23 protein-coding genes are annotated in these 22,935 nt (G+C 68.6%); 9 read left to right on the top strand and 14 right to left on the bottom strand.

Annotated features, from left to right (window positions below):
- Positions 1 to 80: 80 nt before the first annotated feature.
- Positions 81 to 851 carry an alpha/beta fold hydrolase gene (locus tag ACIBG5_RS15265; RefSeq protein WP_396392162.1) on the top strand — a complete coding sequence of 257 codons (771 nt, stop codon included), beginning with the start codon at positions 81 to 83 and terminating at the stop codon, positions 849 to 851.
- Between the two features lie 13 nt (positions 852 to 864).
- Here the strand turns inward: ACIBG5_RS15265 and ACIBG5_RS15260 are convergent, their stop codons facing one another.
- The 4 genes from ACIBG5_RS15260 to ACIBG5_RS15245 form a co-directional block, all read right to left on the bottom strand.
- Positions 865 to 1,242, bottom strand: coding sequence for a DUF427 domain-containing protein (locus ACIBG5_RS15260; protein WP_393380000.1), 378 nt, complete (start codon positions 1,240 to 1,242; stop codon positions 865 to 867).
- 61 nt (positions 1,243 to 1,303) lie between these two features.
- Complete coding sequence (locus ACIBG5_RS15255; protein WP_396392161.1) at positions 1,304 to 2,104, bottom strand: metallophosphoesterase; 801 nt, start codon at positions 2,102 to 2,104, stop codon at positions 1,304 to 1,306.
- Between the two features lies 1 nt (position 2,105).
- The gene (locus tag ACIBG5_RS15250; protein ID WP_360445145.1) at positions 2,106 to 3,341 is read right to left on the bottom strand and encodes an Nramp family divalent metal transporter; all 1,236 of its coding nucleotides are present in this window, start codon (positions 3,339 to 3,341) and stop codon (positions 2,106 to 2,108) included.
- Positions 3,342 to 3,456: 115 nt separating this feature from the next.
- Entirely contained in the window at positions 3,457 to 4,077 is a 621-nt protein-coding gene (locus ACIBG5_RS15245) for an SIMPL domain-containing protein (protein ID WP_396392160.1), read from the bottom strand.
- Between the two features lie 113 nt (positions 4,078 to 4,190).
- On the opposite strand from ACIBG5_RS15245, the gene ACIBG5_RS15240 reads away from it, so the two are divergent.
- Positions 4,191 to 5,126 carry a DUF6454 family protein gene (locus tag ACIBG5_RS15240; protein ID WP_396392159.1) on the top strand — a complete coding sequence of 312 codons (936 nt, stop codon included), beginning with the start codon at positions 4,191 to 4,193 and terminating at the stop codon, positions 5,124 to 5,126.
- On the opposite strand, the gene ACIBG5_RS15235 is transcribed toward ACIBG5_RS15240, so the two are convergent.
- The 3 genes from ACIBG5_RS15235 to ACIBG5_RS15225 are packed head-to-tail and all read right to left on the bottom strand — an operon-like array spanning position 5,123 to position 7,651.
- Entirely contained in the window at positions 5,123 to 5,500 is a 378-nt protein-coding gene (locus ACIBG5_RS15235; RefSeq protein ID WP_396392158.1) for a HEPN domain-containing protein, read from the bottom strand. The genes ACIBG5_RS15240 and ACIBG5_RS15235 overlap by 4 nt on opposite strands.
- On the bottom strand, positions 5,501 to 6,130 hold the full coding sequence (locus ACIBG5_RS15230) for a nucleotidyltransferase domain-containing protein (RefSeq protein ID WP_360445000.1): 630 nt from the start codon (positions 6,128 to 6,130) through the stop codon (positions 5,501 to 5,503). It abuts the gene before it with no gap.
- Between the two features lie 57 nt (positions 6,131 to 6,187).
- Complete coding sequence (locus ACIBG5_RS15225) at positions 6,188 to 7,651, bottom strand: restriction endonuclease (protein ID WP_396392157.1); 1,464 nt, start codon at positions 7,649 to 7,651, stop codon at positions 6,188 to 6,190.
- Between the two features lie 153 nt (positions 7,652 to 7,804).
- Between ACIBG5_RS15225 and ACIBG5_RS15220 the strand changes: the two genes are divergently transcribed.
- Positions 7,805 to 9,427 (top strand): AMP-binding protein, encoded by a 1,623-nt coding sequence (locus tag ACIBG5_RS15220; protein WP_396392156.1) that lies wholly within the window; start codon positions 7,805 to 7,807, stop codon positions 9,425 to 9,427.
- On the opposite strand, the gene ACIBG5_RS15215 is transcribed toward ACIBG5_RS15220, so the two are convergent.
- Both ACIBG5_RS15215 and ACIBG5_RS15210 read right to left on the bottom strand, forming a co-directional pair.
- Positions 9,420 to 9,623 carry a hypothetical protein gene (locus ACIBG5_RS15215; protein ID WP_396392155.1) on the bottom strand — a complete coding sequence of 68 codons (204 nt, stop codon included), beginning with the start codon at positions 9,621 to 9,623 and terminating at the stop codon, positions 9,420 to 9,422. The genes ACIBG5_RS15220 and ACIBG5_RS15215 overlap by 8 nt on opposite strands.
- A gap of 1 nt (position 9,624) precedes the next feature.
- Positions 9,625 to 10,506, bottom strand: a complete 882-nt coding sequence (locus tag ACIBG5_RS15210; RefSeq protein ID WP_396392154.1) for a LysR family transcriptional regulator — start codon at positions 10,504 to 10,506, stop codon at positions 9,625 to 9,627.
- A gap of 90 nt (positions 10,507 to 10,596) precedes the next feature.
- Between ACIBG5_RS15210 and ACIBG5_RS15205 the strand changes: the two genes are divergently transcribed.
- A complete protein-coding gene (locus tag ACIBG5_RS15205; protein WP_396392153.1) occupies positions 10,597 to 11,766 on the top strand; it encodes an MFS transporter in 1,170 nt (389 codons plus the stop codon).
- Here ACIBG5_RS15205 and ACIBG5_RS15200 read toward each other — a convergent pair.
- Positions 11,740 to 12,690 (bottom strand): R2-like ligand-binding oxidase, encoded by a 951-nt coding sequence (locus tag ACIBG5_RS15200; protein WP_396392152.1) that lies wholly within the window; start codon positions 12,688 to 12,690, stop codon positions 11,740 to 11,742. The genes ACIBG5_RS15205 and ACIBG5_RS15200 overlap by 27 nt on opposite strands.
- Complete coding sequence (locus ACIBG5_RS15195) at positions 12,687 to 13,277, bottom strand: TetR/AcrR family transcriptional regulator (RefSeq protein ID WP_396392151.1); 591 nt, start codon at positions 13,275 to 13,277, stop codon at positions 12,687 to 12,689. The genes ACIBG5_RS15200 and ACIBG5_RS15195 overlap by 4 nt, the downstream gene beginning before the upstream one ends.
- 119 nt (positions 13,278 to 13,396) lie before the next feature.
- On the opposite strand from ACIBG5_RS15195, the gene larE reads away from it, so the two are divergent.
- Both larE and ACIBG5_RS15185 read left to right on the top strand, forming a co-directional pair.
- On the top strand, positions 13,397 to 14,866 hold the full coding sequence (gene larE / locus ACIBG5_RS15190) for an ATP-dependent sacrificial sulfur transferase LarE (RefSeq protein WP_396392150.1): 1,470 nt from the start codon (positions 13,397 to 13,399) through the stop codon (positions 14,864 to 14,866).
- A 142-nt stretch (positions 14,867 to 15,008) separates the two neighbouring features.
- Positions 15,009 to 15,392, top strand: coding sequence for a cold-shock protein (locus ACIBG5_RS15185; RefSeq protein WP_131360638.1), 384 nt, complete (start codon positions 15,009 to 15,011; stop codon positions 15,390 to 15,392).
- Between the two features lie 2 nt (positions 15,393 to 15,394).
- Here the strand turns inward: ACIBG5_RS15185 and ACIBG5_RS15180 are convergent, their stop codons facing one another.
- The gene (locus ACIBG5_RS15180; protein ID WP_396392149.1) at positions 15,395 to 16,171 is read right to left on the bottom strand and encodes a TetR/AcrR family transcriptional regulator; all 777 of its coding nucleotides are present in this window, start codon (positions 16,169 to 16,171) and stop codon (positions 15,395 to 15,397) included.
- A gap of 116 nt (positions 16,172 to 16,287) precedes the next feature.
- Here ACIBG5_RS15180 and ACIBG5_RS15175 point away from each other — a divergent pair, with 116 nt between their 5' ends.
- Entirely contained in the window at positions 16,288 to 17,832 is a 1,545-nt protein-coding gene (locus ACIBG5_RS15175; protein ID WP_396392148.1) for an MFS transporter, read from the top strand.
- Positions 17,833 to 18,007: 175 nt separating this feature from the next.
- On the opposite strand, the gene ACIBG5_RS15170 is transcribed toward ACIBG5_RS15175, so the two are convergent.
- A complete protein-coding gene (locus tag ACIBG5_RS15170) occupies positions 18,008 to 19,936 on the bottom strand; it encodes an MFS transporter (protein ID WP_396392147.1) in 1,929 nt (642 codons plus the stop codon).
- Between the two features lie 84 nt (positions 19,937 to 20,020).
- On the opposite strand from ACIBG5_RS15170, the gene ACIBG5_RS15165 reads away from it, so the two are divergent.
- Positions 20,021 to 20,848 (top strand): DUF3027 domain-containing protein, encoded by an 828-nt coding sequence (locus tag ACIBG5_RS15165; RefSeq protein ID WP_360445026.1) that lies wholly within the window; start codon positions 20,021 to 20,023, stop codon positions 20,846 to 20,848.
- Positions 20,849 to 20,917: 69 nt separating this feature from the next.
- Here the strand turns inward: ACIBG5_RS15165 and ACIBG5_RS15160 are convergent, their stop codons facing one another.
- A complete protein-coding gene (locus ACIBG5_RS15160; protein ID WP_396392146.1) occupies positions 20,918 to 21,229 on the bottom strand; it encodes a DUF2530 domain-containing protein in 312 nt (103 codons plus the stop codon).
- Between the two features lie 96 nt (positions 21,230 to 21,325).
- On the opposite strand from ACIBG5_RS15160, the gene ACIBG5_RS15155 reads away from it, so the two are divergent.
- On the top strand, positions 21,326 to 22,798 hold the full coding sequence (locus tag ACIBG5_RS15155; protein WP_396392145.1) for an NCS2 family permease: 1,473 nt from the start codon (positions 21,326 to 21,328) through the stop codon (positions 22,796 to 22,798).
- The last annotated feature ends 137 nt before the right edge of the window (positions 22,799 to 22,935 follow it).

Raw genomic sequence — 22,935 nt, 5'->3', positions numbered from 1 at the left:
CGAGCGCCAGCGATTATGTCGAACCGCAGGGGCCGGCTCCGACGTTCTGAGTGTCAGTGATGATCGAGGGAGGACGTGGCATGCAGAAAGTGAGCTCGGCGGACGGTACGGCGATCGCCTACGAGCGGATGGGGAGTGGGCCGCGGGTCATTCTGGTCGGCGGTGCCCTCTGCGACCGGAACGCGCTCAAGCCGTTGGCGGTGGAGCTGGCCGCCGACTTCGACGTGGTGACCTACGACCGGCGGGGGCGCGGCGACAGCGGCGACGGTACGCCGTACTCCGTGCAGCGCGAGGTGGACGACCTCGGGGCGTTGCTGACGGCGGTCGGCGGTACGGCGGCTGTCTACGGGCACTCGTCGGGAGCCGGACTGGCCGCGATCGCGGCGAGCACCGGACTGCCGTTCACGAAGGTCGTGTTGCACGAGCCGCCGTACGGGCCCGATGACGTCGACTCGAGCGAGGACGGCGGTCGGGTGCTCGAACTGATCCGCGAGGGCCGTGGGCAGGAGGCGGTCGAGCTGTTCCTCATGATGGCGGGCATGCCGAAGGAGGCCGCTATCGAGACCGCGGCCTTCCCCGGCATGGCAGAGATCGCGCCGACACTCGCCTACGACTTCGCCGTGATGGACCACGGCGCACCCGGCGGCCGCACGCCGGTCCACGTACTCCGGAAGATCACGCAGCCGGCTCTGGTCGTCGCCGGGACCGCGTCGCCGCCGTTCATGGTCGACGCGGCCCACCGGATCGTCGGCATCCTGCCCGCGGCCCGGCTGACCGAGCTCACCGATCAGGACCACGTCGTACCGCCGGAGCTCCTCGCCCCGGTCCTGCGGGACTTCCTCAGCCGGTGACTCAGCCGGTGACTCAGTCGGCGACGATCTCGATCGAGACCTTGTTCGGGTAGAACGCGACGTACTCGCGGATGTCCGCGACCGCGTCGTACGGCTGCTCGTAGGTCCACACCGCGTTCACCCCGTCCGCCCCGGCGGGGAGAATGCTGTAGTACGACGCGTCACCCTTGTACGGGCAGTACGTCGCGTGGTCGGTGCGCTCCAGCAGCCCGAAGTCGACGTCCTCGCGCGGGATGTACTGCACCGCGGGATAGCTCGCCTCCTGCAGCGACAGCGCCTCCCGGGTGTCCGCGATCACCTGGTCACCGAGCCTGACCACGACCCGATCGGGGTTCTTCCCGACCGTGATCGGGTGGTCCGGACCAGGAATCTTCACTGTCTTCTCCGCCATCTCAGCTCCCAGAGAGTTGACCTCAACCGTCAACTTTTCAACAACCAGGAACCGCCGACGCTCATTCCCGCGCGGGCGCCAGTTCCTCGAGCTGGACGACCAGGCAGGGGCCGCCGTCGAAGGCGCCGCCGTCGATGCCGAGGACGAGGCCGTCGGCGTACAGGTTGGGGCCGGTCAGGTTGGCCGGGTCGATGCCGAGCTGGTCGGCCACGATGCTGTGGCCGTGGACGATGCGGTGGCCGCCGAGATGATGCAGCAGGATGGTCGCCACCTCGCCACCGCTCGCGCCGCGGAACGCGTACCGCGACGTCATCCGGCGCCAGATCTCCCACCACACGACGATGTCGTCGGTGTGCAGTTCGGCCCGGGCCGCTTCGTTGATCTGGTCGATGCTGTCGCCCCACTCGACGTACTCCGCGGTGTCCGAGTGCATCAGCAGGTGCCCGGCGTCCAGCGCGAGCATCGGCTGCTCGAGCAGCCAGGCGACCTCGTCCTCGGTGAGCAGTTCCTGGTCGCGGTCCTGCCCGCCGTTCAGCGCCCACGACCGCTCGAAGCTGCGGGTGGTGATCCCGTCGTGCGGCACGAACTCGTCGCCGAACTTGTGCATCCCGAGCGCGAGGATCTCGTGGTTGCCGAGCAGCATCCGGATCGCTCCGTCCGGCGCCTGCTCGATCAGCCCGCGGACATAACGCAGTACGCCGATCCCGTCCGGGCCGCGGTCGAAGAAGTCGCCGAGGAACCACAGCCGCGCGTCCTGGCCGGACCAGTTGCCGTCGGCATCCGTCAGCCCGGCCTCCTGCAGCGATGCCGTCAGCTTCTCCGGATGACCGTGGATGTCGCTGACGGCATACACCGCCGTCATGTCATCCCCGGACGGTGAGCACGATCAGTACGACGTTGAGGACGGAGACAGCGGTGGCGACCAGGCATGCCAGGAGGGTAGTCGCCCACCGGTTGGTGAAGTCACCCATGACGCGCCGGGAGGCGGTCAATCGGACCAGAGGCCACAGGGCGCAGGGGATGCCGAAGCTGAGCACGACCTGGGACACGACCAGGGCGCGGCTCGGGTCGATGCCGATCGCAAGAATCAGCAAGGCCGGAATCAGGGTGACGAGCCGGCGGACCGCCAGCGGGACGTGGCGGTGCCAGAAGCCTTCGAGGATGACCGAGCCGGCATAGGTGCCGACCGAGGAGGACGCGAATCCACTGGCCAGCAGGGCGAGCGCGAACAGCAGCGCGGGGAGCTGGCCCAGACGGTCGCCGATGGCGGCGTGGGCGGCGTCCAGCGAGTCCGCGCCGGTGCCGCTCAGTGCTGCGGCGGCCACGACGACCATGGCGAGGTTGACCGCGCCGGCCAGAGCCATCGCGACGGCCACGTCGATCCGGGTGGCTCGCAGTACCCGGGACTTGCCGGCGGCTGACCGGATCGTCTTCCAGTGGCGGTCGGTGACCAGGGCGCCGTGCAGCCAGATCGCGTGTGGCATCACGGTCGCGCCGAGCATGCCGGCGGCCAGGACGAGGGACTCGGTCCCGTCGAGCCGCGGCACCAGCCCGCCCACGACTCCGGCCGCGGACGGCTCGGATTGGACGGTGGAGACGACGAATCCGACCAGGACCACGGCGAGAAGCCCGATGATCGCGGCCTCGAACGGCCGCTGCCCACGCTTCGACTGATAGACCAGCAGCCCGAACGACACCGCGCCGGTGATGGCACCACCGAGCAACAGCGGGATCCCGAACAGCAGATTCAGCGCGATCGCGCCGCCGACCACCTCGGCCAGGTCGGTCGCGATCGCGACCAGTTCGGCCTGGAACCACAACCCTGTCGACGTCGACCGCTTGAAGTGGTCACGGCACAGCTGCGGCAGCGTCCGGCCGGTCGCGATACTCGCCTTCGCCGCCAGATACTGCACCAGGACAGCCATCAGGTTCGCCCCGACCACGACCCAGCACAGCAGATAGCCGTACGTCGCCCCGGCCGCGATGTTGGTCGCGAAGTTCCCGGGATCGACATAGGCGACCGCCGCAACGAACGCCGGTCCGAGCAGGAGAAGCCCGGACCGGTTCAACTGCCGCCGCAGCGGTGCCGGTGCGTACATGGAAGAAGTTTCCATGACAGCACCAACAGCGCATACCCCTGATCTCGCTTTGAGACAGAGCGAACACGCTGTGAGACAGAAGTTACAGCTCGAGGACCGTGCTCACCGCGTGAGTTCAGGCCCAGGAGAAGTGGACTTCCAGGGCGACCTGGACGGTGTGTTCGCCGGGCGTGATGTTGAGAGACGCGTCGAACTTCGCTGCCGCGCCGCCCAGAGCCATGGACTCCGCCATCGGGAAGTGGCGGTTGGTCTCGGAGATCGAGGTGACGGAGCCGAGGGAGTAGCCGGCCAGGGCGGCGAGTTCCTGCGCCTTGTCCCGGGCCTGGCGGAAGGCGAGCTCGCGGGCGCGGGTCAGCAGCTCGGTCTTGTCCTCGATGTCGAACTGCAGCGACTGCAGCCCGAGGCTGTTGCCAGCGGCACCCACTGCGGCGTCGAGCAGCCGCCCGAACCCGGTCAGCTCCTTCGTCGTCACGGTCAGGGTGTGCGAGCCGCGGTACGCCGGTGACGTGCCGGGCTCGCGGTACTCCTGGTAGACGCTGACCGTGGTGGTGGAGATGTCGTCGGCGTCGACCCCCTGGTCGCGCAGCGCTGCGGTGACCGCATCCGTCCGCTGAGTCACCTGCGAGACCGCGGCGGCCACGTCCGGCGCGACATGTTCGACGCTGAACGACACCCGCAGTACATCCGGCGCCGCACCCACCTGGCCCGACCCGACCACACTCACCCCAGTGTCCATGAGCGCAGTCTGACACTTCCCTCGGTCATCGGGGTCTGATCATCTGGTGTCGGCCGCGCCGTCACCCGGCCGCGGCACACTGCACCATCGACTTCACGCCCAAGGAGACATTGATGCGCAGCCGGATCCTCATCTCTACAGCTCTCGCCGGTGTCCTGCTCACCGGACTGACCACCGCCGACGCGTCCGGGAAGGACTCCGGCGTCGCCCGGGCCTTCGAGGCGACCACGCGCAGTACGGCGTGGACCCAGGTGGCGCGAGTGCCGCTGAACTTCCCGACGTACCACCCGCAGGGGTTCGCGCTGGTGGGTGACCTGATCTTCATGACCAGCGTGGAGGTGCTGGAGGCGCCGGTGAAGTACCCGGAGCCGGTGGACGGGTACGACCGCAGCCCGGGCAAGGGGATCGGGCACCTGTTCGTGATCGACCGGCAGGGCAACCTGAAGAAGGACATCCGCCTCGGCGAAGGTACGGCGTACCACCCGGGCGGGATCGACTACGACGGGCAGAACCTGTGGGTGCCGGCGGCCGAGTACCGCCCGGACTCGCGGGCGATCATCTACACCGTCGATCCGCGGACCTACCGGGTGACTGAGCGCTTCCGGGCGAACGACCACGTGGGCGGCGTCGTCCGTGACCGCACCACCGGTCTGGTCCACGGGGTCAGCTGGGGTTCACGGACCCTCTACGAGTGGACCACCACCGGCCGCCGCCTGGACGCCGTACCCAACGAGAGCCACATCCTCGACTACCAGGACTGCGACTACGTGGCGCGCGGTAAACAACTGTGCGGCGGCGTCACCACCCTCCCAGGCCCGGCGGACACCACCTACGACCTTGGCGGCCTGGCCCTCCTGGACCTCCGCACCAACCGCATCCTCCACGAGATCCCCTTCCCCGCCTTCTCCCCGACCACCGGCCACTCCGCCACCCGCAACCCCGTAGCCCTGGAAACCACCAACACCAAACTCCGCCTCCTCACAGCCCCCGACGACGGCGAAAACCCGGGCGGCACCGAGATCCAGATCTACGAGTCCCCCCTGAGCTAATCGGGCGCGACGGATTGCGCGGCGGTCAGTAGCCGGGCCGCCCAGTCGACGCTCTTCGCGGCATCGGCAGCAGACACAGCTGCCGCCTGGTACTGAGCCTTCGACTTGAGCTTGAGCAGCCGGGAGAGCGTCGTACTGCTCTCCCGGCCGGCTGGCCCAGCGCCCTTCAGTTCGGCGACAGCCTCTGCGTGGTTGTCGGACTTCTTGGTCCTGCCGGTCAAGGCAAGGCAGATCGCATCCTTGGAGTTGATCCCGGAGGTGACCGCGTTCGAGGCCGCGGCGTTGAAGAGCTGAAGGTCGTTGGTCAGTTCGGCGGCTTCGAGGAACTCGCGAGCCTTTGCCAGGTGCGCTCGGGCTTCATCGAGTGCGGACACTTAGCCGGCCTTTCGGGTGAGGGTTCGCTGGGGTGAGGTGCCGGCGATCGGGACGGCGTCGCGGCGGAGTTCGGTGACAAGGCGTTCGTCGCCGGCGATGAGCTCGCGAACCTCCTGGGCGCTGTATTCGACGACCTCGCACGAGTTCCCGGACCACAGGCTTGCGTGTTCCGCCAGTGTTGCGAGCTGCTCGACCCAGGTCGGGTCCGACTCGTCGATGTCATCCGGTCGAACGATCAGCAGGTCGAGGTCGCTGTCGGTGCCGCCTTGTCCGCGAGCTGTCGAGCCGAACAGCCAGACTGCCTTCGCGCGCAGTTGCCACCCGTCCGCTTCTGCCTTGATGCGTTCGAGCAGAAGCTCCCGGAGTCGCGCGAGGTGATCGATCGCCTGGTATGCAACGTGATCCCGGTTCAGTGTGTAGAGCCGAGCGCGACCAGCCGGCTGGGTGGACACGACACCGTTTCGGACCAGGTCGTCGAGCACCTTCTGTACGCCGCTGGGGCTGCCGGGAGCTCGCAGGAGCCCCGCCACCGCGCGTCCGGTCAGTGGCTGATCGGTCCGCGCGAGCACGCCGAGAACCCGGCCGTGAACTCCGGGAATGACGCTCGACACCGGCTCGGGAAACTGCACGCCGACCACCTCCAGTTGCCCACTATATCAGCCACATGCCCACTTTTCAGAACATAGCTAGCTGGCGCGGCGGATTATTCGGGCGGGGATGTTGTGGTGGTGGCAGAGGGATAGGAGGGCGGTGCCGTCGATGAGTTGGAGAGGTTTGCCGGTGGCGAACTGGTAGCTGGTGGGGCCGAAGCCGCTGGTCGTGATGAGGATGCCCTTCGTGGCGCCGGCGTCGAGGACAGTGCCGAAGAGGTCGCGGACGGCCGATGGTGGGACAGTGCGGGTCCAGAGCTTGGCCTGGACGACGAACTTCCCGCCGGTGATCGGGCGGGGATCGTAGGCGACGCAGTCGATCCCGCCGTCGGTGCCGCGGCGGAACAGCCTGGTCTCCAGGCCCATCCGGGTGAGCAGGTTCTGCACCAGGTGCTCGAACGACTCCGGGCTCAGCTCCAGCAGGTTCGGCCGGCTGTCGATCTCGCTGATCACGTCGACCGCCTCGATCGTCCGCGGATCCGCCAGGTCGAACTCCAGCACCGGCTCCACCGGCTGCAGTTCCTCGGGGTGCCGCGACACCTCCGCCGAGAAGTAATGCCGCACACACGCGACCGGATCCAGTTGGTCCAGCACCAGCGCCTTGAACTGCTCCCGCGTCGCCCGCAGCGTGATCAGGCACGGCCGCACGGTCTGCCCGGTCGGCAGGTCCACGGATTCGACCATCCCGTTGAACACCACCGTGTCCACCACGCCGTACCGGTCGCTCCCGAAGATCAGGTGCAACGCCCGCAAGGCCAACTGTGCAACGAGTTGCTGATACAGCCGACGCAGTTCGGCAGCAGGCCGCGGTACCGCCAGCACCGCGTCGAGCGAACGGTCATACCGGTACGACGCCTCAGCCGGTACGACGCTCACGTCCGGCAGATCCCACTCGACTGCGAGCAACGTCGACTCGGGCACGTACCCGACCCGTCGACGGCGGGGAAAGTCGAGCGGCTCCGCCACCCGTTCCAGCGCCTTCCGGAAGTACCGGCCGACCGCCACCCGGTCCCGGTTCTCCACCGCCCGCTGGTACGCGTCGACCCGCGCATGTTGCTCCGCGGTCGCATCGTCGAGCCGGCGCTGTTGCTCGACCTGGTCCCGCAGCGCCCGAGCCACCCGCTCCCGGCGACTCTCCTCGAACGCCCGGTGCCGTTCGATCGCCTCGGCGAAGCGATCCTCGGCGCACGCCAGCCGGCGGTTGTACCGGCGTTCGGCCCCCCACCAACGGAAACGGCCCGGCGGGTGCGCCACGAACGCGTCCCAGACCGGCCCGGGATGGGGCTCGAGATCGCTCGGCGACGCGGTCGGCGGTGCCCGCCGGGGTGCCCGCTTCAGGGCCTGCAGATCGGTGCCGTGGACATCGATCGCGAGGGCGTCGGACAGGATCTCGCCGAGCATCCGGACGCGTTCCTCCACCGCAGCGGTACGTTGAGCCGCCTCGGCGGTACGCCCAGGTGGCCGGTCGCTGCGGGCGTGACCTTCAACGGTTCGGCCCATCGCCTCACACCTCTCAGCTCTAATGTAACCGGCCAACCACGCTGTGCGACCGAGCTGACGGAGAGTTGGTAAGGACATTGCTTGCCGTCCACTCCCTGTTTCCTGCCGCACGTGCAGTTGCAGGGGCATCTGACTGGGGCGACGATGACAGTCATGAGCCTGCCGTCGTACGCATCCGGAGTGTCCGAGGTTCCCTTGCTGGGCGAGACGATCGGCGCCAACCTGAGACGCACGGTCGGCGAGTACGGCGATCGGGACGCACTGGTGGAGGTCCAGACCGGACGACGATGGACGTACGCCGAATTGGGCGCGGAGGTCGACGTGGTCGCGCGGGGCCTGCTCAGCCGGGGCATTGCGAAGGGTGACCGGGTCGGCGTCTGGGCCCCGAACTGCGCGGAGTGGACGATCACGCAGTACGCGACCGCGATGATCGGCGCGATCCTGGTGAACATCAACCCGGCGTACCGGACGCACGAGCTGTCCTACGCGCTCAACCAGTCCGGGATACGCCTGCTGATCTCGGCGACCGAGTTCAAGACCAGCGACTACCGGGCGATGGTCGAGCACGTGCGGCCGCAGTGCCAGTCGCTCGAGGAGACCGTCTACATCGGCACCGGCGACTGGGACGAACTCCGGGACGCCGCCGGCCGCGTCACCGAGGACGAACTGCACGAACGCGAAGCGGAGTTGGCGTTCGACGACCCGATCAACATCCAGTACACCAGCGGCACCACGGGTTTCCCCAAGGGCGCGACCCTCAGCCACCACAACATCCTGAACAACGGCTTCTTCGTCACCGAGACGATCGCGTTCACCGCCGAGGACCGGCTCTGCATCCCCGTCCCCTTCTACCACTGCTTCGGTATGGTGATGGGGAACCTCGGCTGCACCACACACGGTGCCTGCATGGTGATCCCCGGCCCGGCCTTCGACCCGGCGGCGACGCTGAAAGCCGTGCAGGACGAGCGATGCACCGCGTTGTACGGCGTACCGACGATGTTCATCGCCGAGCTCGGGCTGCCGGACTTCGGCGACTACGACCTCACCAGCCTGCGGACCGGCGTGATGGCGGGATCGCCGTGCCCGATCGAGGTGATGAAGCGCTGCGTCGCCGACATGCACATGGCCGAGGTCGCGATCTGCTACGGCATGACCGAGACGTCACCGGTCTCGACGCAGACCCGTCGCGACGACGACCTGGACCGGCGTACGTCGACCGTCGGCCGGGTGATGCCACACGTCGAGGTGAAGCTCCTCGACCCCGCCACCGGTCTGGTCGTCGGCCGAGGTGAGCCGGGCGAGCTGTGCACCCGTGGGTACTCCGTGATGCTCGGCTACTGGAACGAGCCGGAGAAGACCGCGGAGGCGATCGACCAGGCCCGCTGGATGCATACCGGCGACCTGGCGACGATGCGCGAGGACGGGTACGTGAACATCGTCGGCCGGATCAAGGACATGGTGATCCGCGGCGGCGAGAACGTATACCCGCGGGAGATCGAGGAGTTCCTCTACACCCACCCCGACATCGCCGACGTCCAGGTGATCGGCGTACCGGACGAGAAGTACGGCGAGGAGCTCTGCGCCTGGATCAAGCTCAAGTCCGGCGCCGACCCGCTCGACGCCGCCGCGGTCCGCGCGTTCGCCAACGGCAAACTCGCCCACTTCAAGATCCCCAGGTACGTCCTGCTGGTCGACGACTTCCCGATGACCGTCACCGGCAAGGTCCGCAAGGTCGAGATGCGCGAGAAGTCCCTGGAAATGCTGGGCCTCAGCTGACCTCGGGCTTGCCCTGGACGAGAGCCTCCCGGTCCTCGGTCCAGAACTGCAGGATCTCGCGCCCGTCGTCGTCCCATCGCAGCCGGGCGAACTGACGCTTCTGGACGTCGTACGCCGGTGAGCCCTCATGCGCCTGGCCTTCGACCGCCTCGGGCAGAGCGAGTACGATCTGGCCCACGTCGTTCCAGGTGGACATCTCAAGCTCCCTTGAGGTGTACGGCGAAGGCCTGCAGGGCCGGGGTGTCTTCGCCCCGGCGCCAGACCAGGCCGAAGGCCGAGTCGGGGACGCCGGTGAGCGGGATGTTGACGATGTCGGCGCGGCGGTTGTTCTCCGCGGTGGGGCGGCAGAGCAGCATGCCACCGCGATCGGCGGCGATCAGGGCCAGGCCTTCCTGCAGGGTGGCGACCTCGGGGCCGCGGGTGATCAGCGCACCGGTCGGGGTCTGTGTCGGCGCTTGGGCTTGGCGCCAGTAGCCGGGCGCAGGACCGGAGACACCGATCAGGACCGCGCCTGCCAGGTCTTCGATATCGAGTTGTTGGCGGCCTGCCAAGGGATGCCGCGTGGACACCGTGAGGGTCTGCGGTTGTCGGGAGAACACCGGGCCGAGGACCAGATCGTCCTCGGCGACGGGCAGCAGCACGACTGCGGCGTCGACGCCGCCACGCCGGAGGCCGCCGAACGGATCGTTCAGCGGTAGTTCGCACGTACCGATCAGGCAGTTCGGATTCTGCGACTGGAACACCGAGATCGCGGCCAGGACCTCGTCGCTCGCCGCGCCCTGGAACCCGATCTGGAGTTTGCCCTTCACCTGCGTCGCGAGCTCGCGCGCGTTCGTCACCACGCGTTCCAGCGCGGCGTACGCCGGCCGCAGCGAGGTGAGGAAGTTCTGGCCGAGCGGGGTCAGGGCAACCCGGCGGCTGGTCCGCTCGAACAGCGGCCCGCCGATCCGGCGTTCCAGCGACTGCAGCAACTGGCTGACCCGGCTCTGCGACAGGTACAGGCGTTCCGCCGTACGCCCGAAGTGGAGCTCCTCGGCCAGCACCAGGAAGCACTCCAGCTCGCGGATCTCGACGCCCACGCGCATCTCCTCCGATCGATGAGCTCAGCTAATACAAGCATGATCACATCGCCGTTGTTCCGCACCGGTGCGCGGCCGTTCAGTGGATGTATGACGACAATCTGCGCCGACCAGGTCGCACCGGCCACCCGCGGCTGGGCGCCCCCGGTGGTGATGGCAGCGACCGTGTTCACCGTGGTCACCGCCGAGATGCTGCCGGTCGGCCTGCTCACGCCGATCGGGTCGAGCCTCCAGGTCAGCGAAGGTACGGCGGGCCTCACCCTGACCGTCACTGGTGTGGTGTCCGCGCTGGCCTCGCCGATCCTCCCGCTGGTGCTGGGCAAGCTCGACCGCCGCATCGTGATGGTCGGACTGATGGCACTTCTCGCCGCCGCGAGCCTCGTCGCGGCCGCCGCCCCGACCTTCGGCGTGCTGATGATCGCCCGCGTCCTCTTCGGCATCTCGCTCGGCGGTGTCTGGCTGTTCACGGTCGGCCTCGCGCGACGCGTCGTACCGGCGCACGCGGCCGGACCGGCGACCTCGCTCATCTTCAGCGGGATCGGAATCGCTTCTGTACTGGGGATCCCGGCCGGGGCGTTTGTCGGCGAACTGTTCGGCTGGCGCTGGGCGTTCGCCGCCGTCGGCGTGCTGTCGGCAACGCTCGCCGCGGCCCTCGTGCTCTTCCTGCCTCCGCTGTCCGCCGAGAAGGCAGTCCGGCTGAGCGACGTCGCGGAAGTCCTCAAGATCAAGCAACTCCGCGTCGGCCTGGCCCTGGTCGCACTCCTCGTGACAGGCCACTTCGCCGCCTACACGTACGTGCGACCGCTCCTCGAGAAGCAGGCCGGCATCACTCCCGCCCTCATCGGCACGTTGCTCCTCGCGTACGGCGTCGCCGGCGTCATTGGCAACTTCGTCGCGGGCTCGCTCCGCCCGGCGCGTGCCCTCGGAATGATCGCCCTCGGCATCGCGACAGTCGCCGTACTCATGCCTGTTCTCGGTACGACGCTGACCGGAGCCCTTGTATTGCTGGTTGTTTGGGGCTTCTCGCACGGCGGCACCAGCGTGAGCACACAGGCGTGGGGTCACGCCGCGGCACCCAGTGCCCCCGAAGCGTCGTCCGCCGTACTCGTCGGGGTGTACAACGGCGCGATCGCACTGGGTGCTTTCGCCGGCGGCCAGGCCGCCGACCACCTCGGTACGACGACCGTCACCTGGCTACCGGCAGTCCTCGGCACGGCGGCGCTGATCGTGGTCCTAGCGAACCGCCGCCAGCGCGGCTGAGTCCTCCTCACCGAAGGTGTCTTCGAGTTTCTCGGGGGAGTAGTCGAGGTCGATCCCGGCCACGTCCGCGCCGACCGCCGACTCGATCGCGCCGAGGCGGCGGGTCGCGCGGTCGCCGGCGTACGCCATCAGGGCGGTCGGGTTGATCTCCGGCGGGAGCGCGGGGGAGTTGTCCATCGCCCATTGGATCTGGGTGAGCGCGTGTGGGAGCAGCTCCTCCATCGTGTCGGTGACGACCTTCCAGTTGGACTCGTCCGCGGCGACGTGCCGCCGGCAGGTGAACGTGCCCCAGGCCATGTGGCGTCGTTCGTCGTCACCGATGCGGCGGATCAGTTCCTGCATGCCGGGCAGGACTCCACGGGAGGTGCACAGCAGGTTCCACGCGTGGTAGCCGGTCAGGGCCAGAGTCCCTTCCACCACGTGGTTGTAGGTGACGGATGCCCGAACCTGGTTGGCCGGCGAAGGGTCGTCGGCCAAGGACTTCAGGGCGACCGGTAGCGCCTCGTAGAAGATCGCGCGGTAGCCCGGGTTGTGCTCGATGAAATGGTGCAGGTCCTCGGTGACGCCGACCGCGTCCAGCCAGAGCCGGAAGACCGCGGTGTGCTTGGCCTCCTCGAAGCAGAACTGGGTCAGGTACATCTCGTCGCCGAAGCGTCCCTCGGCCGCCATCGCCTGCAGAAACGGCTGCAGGTCCTCGGTCACCGCCTCCTCGCCCGCGATGAACTGCGAGCACAGCAGCAACGCGTTGTGCTTGTCGTTGTCGCTGAGCTCCTGCCAGTCCTTCGCGTCCTGGCTGAAGTCGATGTCCCGTGGGTTCCAGAACTTGCGGTTGCCCTTGTCGAACAACCGCAGCGGCAGCGCCTCCCAGTTGAGGCCACCGGACCGCAGCGAGCTGAAACCCTGCCGGTACAAAGGATTCGTCATGTGCGACCTCCAGTTGTGCTCAGGAACGGACCGAGGACTAAGGCCAGCTGGTCGGCGACCAGGACCGGCGCGGGACCGGGACTGACGATGTGACTGATCACGACACGCAATGCGACGTCTACGCAGGCGGTTGCGTCGTCGGCCGGGATCTGGGGCCAATGTGTGCGTACGTGTGCGTCGAGCCGCTGATGACACAGCTCCAGCACCTGCTGCCCCCGTGTGGTCAGCAGCTGACTGGCCTGGTCGGATCCCGGTTGTCCCAGCGCCGCCTTCAGCAGCGGGTTGTCCGCGGCCTGCCGGAGCGCCCGCTCGACCGCGGCCCGGAGGCCGTCGATCGGGTCGGACTGCTCGGCGAGCGCAGCGTTCACCTCGACCAGGAACCGTTCGGTCTCGCGCGCGACGACGGCCTGCAGCACGCCCCACTTGTCGCCGAACTCGTTGTAGACGGTCTGGCGGGAGACGCCGGTCCGCCGGGCGACGTCGGCCATCCGGAGTCCGTCGTACCCGCCGGCGACGATCACCTCGTAGGCGGCGTCGAGCAACTCCTCGCGCAGTCGGCGCTTGGTCCGGTCGGCAAACGAGTCCATGGCCCGATGGTTTACATATTTCTCCCAAGTGTCAAGTAATCGGACAGGTCATCTTGAATTGTCAAGCGAATGCGGAATCCGCGCGCGGTCCCGCCGCCGGAACACGTAGGGTTGGGGACGTGTCAACCGCCGAGATCCAGCCCGCGCCCACCACCGCCGATGTGCCGGAACTGGTGGTCGGCTTCGACCTGGACATGACGCTGATCGACTCGCGGCCGGGGATCCAGGCCGTCTGGGACCTGCTCGCCGCGGAGACCGGCGTACCGATCGATTCCGACCTGGTGGTGAGCCGGCTCGGACCGCCGCTGACCATCGAGATGGCGAACTGGTTCCCGCCGGAGCAGATCGACGCGATGGTCGCGCGGTACCGCGAGCACTACCCGTCGCACGCGATCACCGGGAGCCTGCCGCTGCCCGGTGCGGCCGAGTCGCTGGCTGCCGTCCGCGCCCTGCGTGGCCGGACCATGGTGGTGTCGGCGAAGTACACGCCATCGGTGCTGCTGCACATGCAGCACCTCGGCCTCGACATCGACGAGCCGGTCGGCGATCTGCACGGCGCGGACAAGGGCACGGCGCTGCGCGAGCACAAGGCGACGATCTACGTGGGTGACCACACCGCCGACATCGAGGGAGCCCGTGCCGCCGGGGCAGTCGCGGTAGCCGTGGCGACCGGGCCGTTCACCGCGGACGAGTTGCGTGCGTACGGCGCGGACGTCGTACTGAACGACCTGACCGAGTTCCCGGCCTGGCTGGATGCCTACGTGCTCGAGCAGCGGCTGGAAGCGTTGATGAAGCGGCTGTCCGGCTACGACAAGATGGTCGTCGCGTTCAGCGGCGGCGCCGACTCGGCGTTCCTGCTGGCGGCCGCGGCTCGGGCGATCGGCCCGGCCAATGTGGTCGCCGCCACCGCGATCTCGCCGAGCCTCCCGGCAGCCGAGCTGGAGCCGGCCGCCCGCTTCGCCGACAGCCTCGGCGTCCGGCACCTGACGCCGCACACGCACGAGATGGACCGCGAGGGCTACCAGGCCAACGCGGGCGACCGGTGCTACTTCTGCAAGGCCGAACTGGTCGAGACGCTGCAGCCGATCGCGGACGAGTTCGGCATCACCGCGATCGCGACCGGCACGAACGCCGACGACGCGATCGCCGGGTTCCGGCCGGGCATCCGCGCCGCCTTCGAACGGGGTGCGCTCACACCGCTGAAGGACGCGCGGCTGACCAAGGCGCAGATCCGCGAGGCCTCCCGCAGCTGGGGACTGGAGACCTCGGACAAGCCGGCCGCGGCCTGTCTGTCCAGCCGGATCGCGTACGGCATCCGCATCACGCCGAACCTGCTGGCCCGGGTCGACCGGGCCGAAGAGGCGGTCCGTTCCCGCCTCACGCCGTACGGCGTCCAGAACGTCCGGGTCCGGGATCTGGGCGACGCCGCGAGCATCGAGATCGACGGCGACCTGCTGGACCGGGTGGACCACGAGCCACTCATCGCAGCCGTCGTCGCCGAGGGCTTCCCGGCCGCCCGGCTCGACCCCCGCGGCTTCCGCTCGGGCTCGATGAACGAGCGCCTGAAGGATCCGGAGAAGTACCGATGAGGTGTGGGTCCCGGTATCTGTGGGAAGTCTGCCGGATCAGATAGTTTCCCGGAGGCGCCGCGGCGCCGGTTCACGTACGCTGGGTTCCCGATCAGGCCGCCCGCCCGGTCGGTTCCGACGATTGACGACTGAAGAGGTTCCCGTGCCCGTTGGCAAGGTCAAGTGGTATGACTCCGAGAAGGGGTTCGGCTTCCTCAGCAAGGAAGAGGGCGGTGACGTCTACGTCCGGGCCGAGGCTCTGCCCGCCGGAGTGACCAACCTCAAGCCGGGGCAGAAGGTCGAGTTCGGTGTCGTCGAGGGCCGCAAAGGTGAGCAGGCCCTGCAGGTCCGGCTGATCGACCCGCCGCCGTCGGTGGCGAAGGCGATGCGGCCGAAGCCGGAGGAGATGCAGCTCGTCATCGAGGACCTGATCAAGCTGCTGGACAACCTCGGCGAGGGCTACCGCCGCGGCCGCCACCCCGACAACAAGGCCGCCCGTCAGGTCGCGACCGTGCTGCGCGGGGTCGCCGACAAGCTGGACATCTGAGCTCAGCCCTGCCGATCGGTCGGGGCCTTCCGGTCGATCGGGGACTGTCGGTCGATCCGGGCCTGGATGCCGTCGAGCACGGTCCCCAGGCCGTCCCGGAACCCGTCGTCCTCGAAGTCCAGGTCGAGGTCGTCCACCGAGTTCGGCTGCTGTACGCCGGCCGCGATCGCCGGGAACCGATCCTCGGTCGCGAGCAGGCGCAGTCGCTGGTTGTAGAGCCGGCCCGCGGTCGCGGCCTCCTCGGGGGTCTGCGTCAGCATCGTCAAGGTCAGCTGCATGGTCCCGCGGACGTAGATGTTCACCAGCAGCATCGACGACAGCCTCTCGTTCGCCGTCAGCGGCGTACCGTCGAACGCCTGCAACGCCGACTCCATCCAGGTCAGCTGGTTGGGTGACAGCGGCGGCTCGGACACCGGCACCTGCAGGATCCACGGGTGCTGCCGCAGGCTGTCACGAAACGCCTCGGCCCACCCGGTGATGCGGCCGCGCCAGTCCTGCCCGGCCACCGGCTCGGGCGCCTCGCCGAACGCTTCTTCGAGCATCACGGCGTACAGGTCGTCCTTGGAATCGACGTACCGGTAGAGCGACATCGTGGTGAAGCCGAGCTCGGCTGCCACCTTGCTCATCGAGACCGCGGCCAGGCCGCCCGTGTCGGCCAGCCGGATCGCCGCCTGGCCGATGTCGCTCAGGTGGAACGCCGGCTTCGGCCCCGGCCGGGCCGGACCCTCGATCCCCCACAACTGCTGCAGCACTCGCGGCAGCTCCACCTGCTCGTCCATGTGGCCCTCCTCGGCGTCCTTCGGGAATGACTGTTTACATCATAGACAGATGCGGCTATGGTCTGTGTATGGCGCACACAGTGTGCGGCGCAGACAGATAAATCCGGAGGGGCATCATGGGTCCGACAGAACGAGCGGGACGCAAAGAGTGGATCGCGCTCGGCGTGCTCGCACTGCCGCTGTTGCTGGTGTCGATGGACGTCTCGGTCCTGTACTTCGCGGTCCCGTACATCAGCGCGGACCTGGGGGTCTCGGCGACCGAGCAGCTGTGGATCTTCGACATCTACGGGTTCGTGCTGGCCGGTCTGCTGATCACCATGGGTTCGCTCGGTGACCGGATCGGCCGCCGCCGGCTGCTGATCTTCGGTGCCGTCGCGTTCGGTCTGGCCTCGGTGGCCGCGGCGTACGCGCAGAGCCCGGAGCAGCTGATCGCGGCCCGCGCGGTGCTCGGAATCGGTGGCGCGACCCTGATGCCGTCGACCCTGGCGCTGATCCGGAACATGTTCCACGACGCTCAGCAGCGGGCGAAGGCGATCGCGTTCTGGAGCGCGGTGATGATGGGTGGGATCTCGCTCGGCCCGGTGCTCGGAGGCTTCCTGCTGGAGCACTTCTGGTGGGGTTCGGTGTTCCTGATCAACACCCCGGCGATGCTCCTGCTGCTGGTGCTCGCGCCGATGCTGCTGCCGGAGTTCAAGGCGCCGAGCGGTGGCAGGTTCGACCTGATCGGATCGCTGCTGTCGCTGGCCGCCGTACTGCCGGTGATCTGGGGGATCAAGGAGCTGGCGGCGAACGGGGCGTCCGCGCTGCCGGTGGTCGCGATCGTGGCCGGCCTGGTCTTCGGAGTGATGTTCGTGCAGCGGCAGCGGACCGCGGCGTACCCGATGATCGAGCTGGGGATGTTCCGCAACATGGCGTTCAGCGGCTCGCTGGTGGCCAATACTGTCGGGACTTTGGCCCTGGTGGGCAACGCGGTCTTCATGACCCAGTACTTGCAGCTGGTGCATGGCCTGAGCCCGTTCAAGGCGGCTCTGTGGTCACTGGCTCCGTCGGTGGTGGTTGGCGGTGCGGCGCCTCTGGCAGCCTCGCTGGCTCGGCGGATCGATCGGGCTTATGTGATCGGCGGCGCCTTCGTCCTGGCGGCTTCCGGGTTCGGTGTCCTGACCCAGGTGCGGGTCGACTCCTCCCTGGCGGTCGTCCTGACCGGAGCCGCGCTGCTGGCCGCCGGTCTGGTGATGGTGATGTCGCTGGTGACCGAGGCGATCGTCGGATCCGTCGCCCCGGAGCGGGCCGGTTCGGCCTCTGCGGTGATGGAGACCTGCAGCGAGTTCGGTGGCGCGCTGGGCATCGCGGTCCTCGGCTCGATCGGTACTGCGGCCTACCGCTCGGACCTGCCGTCGGGGGCAGCGGCTCCGGTCCGCGAGGGTTTGCCGGCCGCGACCGCAGCGGCGGCTCACCTGCCCGGCCAGGTCGCCGAGACCGTTCTGGCCACCGCGCGGCACGCCTTCACCCACAGCATGAACGTGGTCGCCGTCGTCGGTTGCGTCCTTCTTCTGGTCACCGCGGTTGTCGCCACCACCACCCTGCGCGGCACCGCTGCCTCCCCGGAGCTCGTCCCCGTCTCCGAAGAGGAGGACGACACAGAACTCCAGCCAGTCGCGTAAGCCCCACCGGAGTCGCCTGACCCCTCCATAGATCAGCCCCGGCGCACCCGCGCCGGGGCTGGTCTGCGCTCACCGGACCTCCAGGCCATCACAACGGTCGCGACTCCGCCCGGGCTGAGCGGCAGGCCGGCCGGGCCGACGAGATTGTGATGGCCTGGAGGTCCGCCGGTCCGGTTCAGCGGGGTGGGCGGCGCCCGCCCGGGCGGCGTTTGAAGAAGCGTGGGTCCTGCTCGGGCTGGCGTTCGACGGTCGGCTCCTCGGCCCACCGGGCCTGATCCTCGAGCGTGTCCTCGTCCTCGTCGTCCTTCTGCCCACTCCACCAGCGCCCGACCGGCTGCTCCCCGCCACCCCCTTGCCCGCCACCAGGTGGCTTCTGGTCCTCGGTCCTCAGCTCCACCGTCGGCTCGTCGTACCGGCCGGAGCGCTGTGCGCGGTTCGCGCGCTGCTCGGCGACGCTGGTGGTCATGATCGTGCGGCTCGTGCTGGTCGGATGCTCAGACTCCGCGTCGCCCGCCCGGCGCGGCGCATCGCCGGACCGCCGGTGCGGCTCGCCGCCGCCCGGCCTGCGACCTGGCCCGCCCTCGGCCCGCAGGCCGGTGGGTAGTGGCTTCGACGGCTTCATCCGGATGACCAGGAAGACCACGGCGAGCAGGACAACTGCCAGGAAGCCGAAGCCGAGCCGCGGGATCAGCGGCAGCACGATGCCGCAGCCGCCACCGATCACCCAGGCCAGTTGCAACACCGTCTCCGAGCGTGCGAAGACCGACGTACGCACGGATTCCGCGACGTCGCGCTGGATCATCGCGTCCAGCGACAGCTTCCCGAGCGAACTGCACAGACCCGCGATCAGGCCGAGTGCGATGAGGCTCGGGAACCCGTACAGCACCGCCACCGCGACCGCGAGCGTCGCGTCCACGATCAGCACCACCAGCACGACCACCTCGGGTTTTCGTGCCTTGAGCAACGATCCGCTCAGGGTGCCGAGGCTGTTGCCGATCCCGGCCGCGGCGATCACCGCGGCGACCGCGATCGCGCCGTCGACCCCACTGATCGGTTTGTCCCGGAGCAGGAAGGCCAGATACATGGTGAGGAAGCCGGACACGAACCGGAGTCCGAGGTTGCATCGGATGCCGCGTGCCACCGCCGCGGTGATCGCCCTGCGCCGCGCGTCGCGCCCCGCCGTACCGGTGATCTCCTCGTCCGCGGGGGAGTCGACCTCGCTGGGCAGCCGGATCGCGAGGATCAGGCCGATCGTGTACACGACCGCGGCCCAGCGCAGCGACCACTGCGGCCCGATCGCGGCGAACGCTCCCGCAATGACCGCGCCGACGGTCGCGCCCACGACACCGGCCAGCGAGATCCGGGAGTTGGCCGTGACGAGCGTGATCTCCTTCGGCAGCAACCGCGGTACGGCGGAGGCGCGGGTCACGCCGTACGCCTTGGACGCGACCAGGCAACCGAGTGCGGCCGGGTAGAGCCAGGCCGAGCCCGAGCCGGTCATCGACGCGGCGAGGCTCCAGACCAGGAAGCCACGCAGACCGAGCGTCGCTCCGATCGCCCAGCGGCGGCCGTGGCGGAACCGGTCCAGGATCGGTCCGATCAGCGGCGCCATCAGGGCGAACGGCGCCATCGTCAGCAGCAGGAACAAGGCGACACGGTCGCGGGCCTGGTCGCTCGGCACGGTGAAGAACACGGTCCCGGCCAGCGAGACCGCGAACGCGGTGTCACCGGCAGCGTTGACCGCGCCCAGCTCGATCAGCCGGGACAGACCCGATTCGCGGGCGCCCTGAGCGCCCGTCAGTCCGCGGATCCGGCGGCCGGTGGCCCGGCCGACCTTGCCACCCACGGCTGCTGTCTTCTTCGACGCGGAAGCGAACCCGGTCGCGCCGACCTTCGAAGCGTGGCCGACCTTCTTGCTCGCAGTTCCCAGCTTGTCCCGTGCGTCGCTGAACCGATCACCGGGCGATTTCCCCGCCGTCGATTGCCCGCCGGTCGATTGCCCACCGGACGGCTTTGCGGCCCTCGGCTGCCCGCCGGTCGGTCGCTCGCCGGCGGGCTTTCCGCCGGGCGTCGACTTCGGGTCGGCGGGGTCTGGGCTGTGCATGGAACCATCCTGCCTCCTGCGGGGGACAGACCGTAGTCACGGCGCGTTCGGAAGACCGCCTCGGCCGTGCGAGAATGGGCGATTGTGACTCCCGTCAGAACTCCGGAACCGGTGCGTGCCAAGGCCGACGCGATCAGTGTCGCGGCGGTCGACCCTGCCCGTGAGGCGGCGATCGACGAGGCCGGTACTGCGCAGGTCGGGGAGTACCTCGGTCATTCGGTCGAGGGTGAGCGCCTCGTCACCCACTACTTCGCCTCCACCCACCCGGGCTACCGGGGCTGGCGGTGGGCGGTCACGGTGACCCGCGCCTCCCGGGCGAAGACGGTCACGGTCAACGAGGTCGTCATGCTCCCCGGCGACGCGGCAGTCGTCGCGCCGGAGTGGGTCCCGTGGTCCGAGCGCGTCCAGCCGGGCGACCTCCGCCCCGGCGACCTGTTCCCGACCCACGCCGACGACCCACGCCTCGAGGCCGGCTTCACCGACACCGGCGCCCCGGACGACGTACGCGCAGTCGTCGACGAACTCGGCCTGGGCCGCGAGCGCGTGCTCTCGCCGTTCGGTCGTGAGGAAGCGGCCGAGCGCTGGTACGCCGGTGACTTCGGTCCGAGCGCGCCGATCGCGCAGGCCGTCCCGTACAAGTGCCACTCGTGCGGCTACTGGATCCGCCTGGCCGACAGCCTCGGCCAAGCCTTCGGCATCTGTGCGAACGAGATGGCTCCGGGCGAGGGCCGCGTCGTCGCGTACGACTACGGCTGCGGCGCCCACTCCGACGCGGTCATCGACCTCCCGGATCAACCGTCCGCCGAACACGCCTTCGACACCACCGGCTACGACACCCTCGAACTAGCCGACGCCGTCCAATCCGAGGTCGAGGCCGCCGCCGAACCAGAATCGGACGACGAACTCAAGTAAAGGCCGCATCCCCCACCGTGCTGCTGGACCTCAACCACGAGGCACTCCCGGTGTCCTTTGGCGTGGGTTCTATTCCTCGTGTTCTGGGCGGTGGCCGGCTTGGATGGCGGCCCAGCGGCGGCGGCAGTACCAGAGGCCGATGAGACCGAGGCCGAAGCCGGCGACGGTGACCCAGAGCCACCATTCGAGGCCGTCTTCTTTGAGCTCGTCGCGGAAGATCAGGACGACGACGAACGCGACCGCCCAGGCGATGATCCCGACGATGACGCTGGGGATGCCGGACAGGTCGAGCGGCTTCACCTCGGCGTGGACCAGTTCACCGCGGGCGAGCTGGCTCGTGGGGTCGGTCCGCTTCTTCGACGCCTCCCGTTCGTCTGACACGGCTCTACCTTAGTACCCATCACCCCAGCCACCGGCAGCGGAACAGTTTTGCGTCAGTGCTCGCAACCGGTGGGCAGGAACTGGCACGATGCGGGCATGAGCTCGCCCCAGGCCACGACGGCCCGCTCCGGATCGAATGTCGTCGACTCGTACTTCAAGATCAGCCAACGTGGATCCACCCTCAGCCGGGAGATCCGTGGCGGGCTGGTCACGTTCTTCACGATGGCCTACATCGTGGTGCTGAACCCGCTGATCATCGGCACGGTGCAGGACGGCGACGGCCAGCTCGTCGGTGGTGGAACCAGTACGGCGGCCTCGATCGCCAAGATCGCGGTCGCCACCGCGCTGGTCGCGGGCGTGGTCACGATCCTGATGGGCGTGGTGGCGAACTTCCCGCTCGCGCTGGCCACCGGCCTCGGCCTGAACGCGTTCATCGCGTTCTCGGTCGCGACCAAGATGACCTGGGCCGACGCGATGGGCCTGGTGGTGTGGGAGGGCCTGATCATCCTGGTCCTGGTGCTGACCGGGTTCCGCAAAGCGGTGTTCGAGGCGGTGCCGCTGCAGCTGAAGGTCGCGATCAGCGTCGGCATCGGCCTGTTCATCGCGTTCATCGGCTTCATCGATGCGGGCTTCGTCCGTCGCCCGGCGGCACTGGCCGGGCCGCCGGTCGAGCTCGGAGTCGCCGGCAACCTTCGGGGCTGGCCGGTGCTGGTCTTCGTGTTCGGCCTGGTCCTGATCGTCACGCTGTACGCGCGGAAGGTGAAAGGCGCCATCCTGATCGGCATTCTGGGCGCGACCGCGTTGTCGATCGTGATCGAGGCGATCGCCGGGATCGGTGCCCGCAGCGACAAGAACCCGGGCGGCTGGGGCCTGAGCGTGCCGAAGCTGCCGGACGACTGGTTCACCAAACCGAACTTCGACACGATCGGCGAGTTCAGCCTGTTCGGGTCGTTCGAGCGGGTCGGCGTGATCTCCGCGCTGCTGCTGATCTTCACGCTGATGCTGGCGGACTTCTTCGACACGATGGGCACGATGACTGCGATCGGCGCCGAGGCCGGGCTGCTCGACAAGGAGGGCAACCCGCCGAACGCGCAGCGCATCCTGGTCGTCGACAGCGTCGCGGCCGCGGCCGGTGGCGCCGCGTCGGTCTCGAGCAACACGTCGTACATCGAGTCGGCGTCCGGTGTCGGTGAAGGAGCCCGGACCGGGCTCGCGAGCGTGGTGACCGGGATCTGCTTCCTGATCTCGATGGTGGTCGCGCCGCTGGTCACGCTGGTGCCGTACGAAGCGGCGACGCCGGCGTTGATCCTGGTCGGGTTCCTGATGATGGCGCAGGTGAAGGGGATCAACTTCGATGACTTCGACATCGCGTTCCCGGCGTTCCTGACCATCATCCTGATGCCGTTCACGTACTCGATCACGGCCGGCATCGGCGCGGGCTTCGTGATGTACGTCATCCTGAAGGTGATTCGGGGCAGGACCCGCGACATTCACCCGCTGATGTGGATCGTGTCGGCGCTGTTCGTCGTGTACTTCGCGATCGGCCCACTCAGCGACTGGCTCACCTAGCCCAGGTTGTCGTCGCGCCAGACGACCGGGTAGATCGGCGTGGGGGCCGACGATGGGTGAGCTGGGGGCGGCGTACTGTCCGGGAGTGGATCCTGTTGAGGCTTTTCCTGCACAGTCTGCTCGTACTGGTCGATTCA

It is taken from the genome of Kribbella sp. NPDC050241 (genome assembly GCF_044459685.1).
Lineage (GTDB): Bacteria > Actinomycetota > Actinomycetes > Propionibacteriales > Kribbellaceae > Kribbella.
This window is presented reverse-complemented; position numbering and strand designations above follow the sequence as displayed.

Excerpts from the sequence above, each read along its gene's own strand:
- ACIBG5_RS15200 (WP_396392152.1), bottom strand. The coding sequence starts at position 12,690 with ATGACGAATCCTTTGTACCGGCAGGGTTTCAGCTCGCTGCGGTCCGGT.
- ACIBG5_RS15260 (WP_393380000.1), bottom strand. The coding sequence starts at position 1,242 with ATGGCGGAGAAGACAGTGAAGATTCCTGGTCCGGACCACCCGATCACG.
- ACIBG5_RS15175 (WP_396392148.1), top strand. The coding sequence starts at position 16,288 with ATGGGTCCGACAGAACGAGCGGGACGCAAAGAGTGGATCGCGCTCGGC.
- ACIBG5_RS15220 (WP_396392156.1), top strand. The coding sequence starts at position 7,805 with ATGAGCCTGCCGTCGTACGCATCCGGAGTGTCCGAGGTTCCCTTGCTG.
- ACIBG5_RS15155 (WP_396392145.1), top strand. The coding sequence starts at position 21,326 with ATGAGCTCGCCCCAGGCCACGACGGCCCGCTCCGGATCGAATGTCGTC.
- ACIBG5_RS15250 (WP_360445145.1), bottom strand. The coding sequence starts at position 3,341 with ATGTACGCACCGGCACCGCTGCGGCGGCAGTTGAACCGGTCCGGGCTT.
- ACIBG5_RS15255 (WP_396392161.1), bottom strand. The coding sequence starts at position 2,104 with ATGACGGCGGTGTATGCCGTCAGCGACATCCACGGTCATCCGGAGAAG.
- ACIBG5_RS15170 (WP_396392147.1), bottom strand. The coding sequence starts at position 19,936 with ATGCACAGCCCAGACCCCGCCGACCCGAAGTCGACGCCCGGCGGAAAG.
- ACIBG5_RS15245 (WP_396392160.1), bottom strand. The coding sequence starts at position 4,077 with ATGGACACTGGGGTGAGTGTGGTCGGGTCGGGCCAGGTGGGTGCGGCG.
- ACIBG5_RS15225 (WP_396392157.1), bottom strand. The coding sequence starts at position 7,651 with ATGGGCCGAACCGTTGAAGGTCACGCCCGCAGCGACCGGCCACCTGGG.
- ACIBG5_RS15240 (WP_396392159.1), top strand. The coding sequence starts at position 4,191 with ATGCGCAGCCGGATCCTCATCTCTACAGCTCTCGCCGGTGTCCTGCTC.
- ACIBG5_RS15265 (WP_396392162.1), top strand. The coding sequence starts at position 81 with ATGCAGAAAGTGAGCTCGGCGGACGGTACGGCGATCGCCTACGAGCGG.
- ACIBG5_RS15195 (WP_396392151.1), bottom strand. The coding sequence starts at position 13,277 with ATGGACTCGTTTGCCGACCGGACCAAGCGCCGACTGCGCGAGGAGTTG.
- ACIBG5_RS15215 (WP_396392155.1), bottom strand. The coding sequence starts at position 9,623 with ATGTCCACCTGGAACGACGTGGGCCAGATCGTACTCGCTCTGCCCGAG.
- ACIBG5_RS15180 (WP_396392149.1), bottom strand. The coding sequence starts at position 16,171 with ATGGACGAGCAGGTGGAGCTGCCGCGAGTGCTGCAGCAGTTGTGGGGG.
- ACIBG5_RS15205 (WP_396392153.1), top strand. The coding sequence starts at position 10,597 with ATGACGACAATCTGCGCCGACCAGGTCGCACCGGCCACCCGCGGCTGG.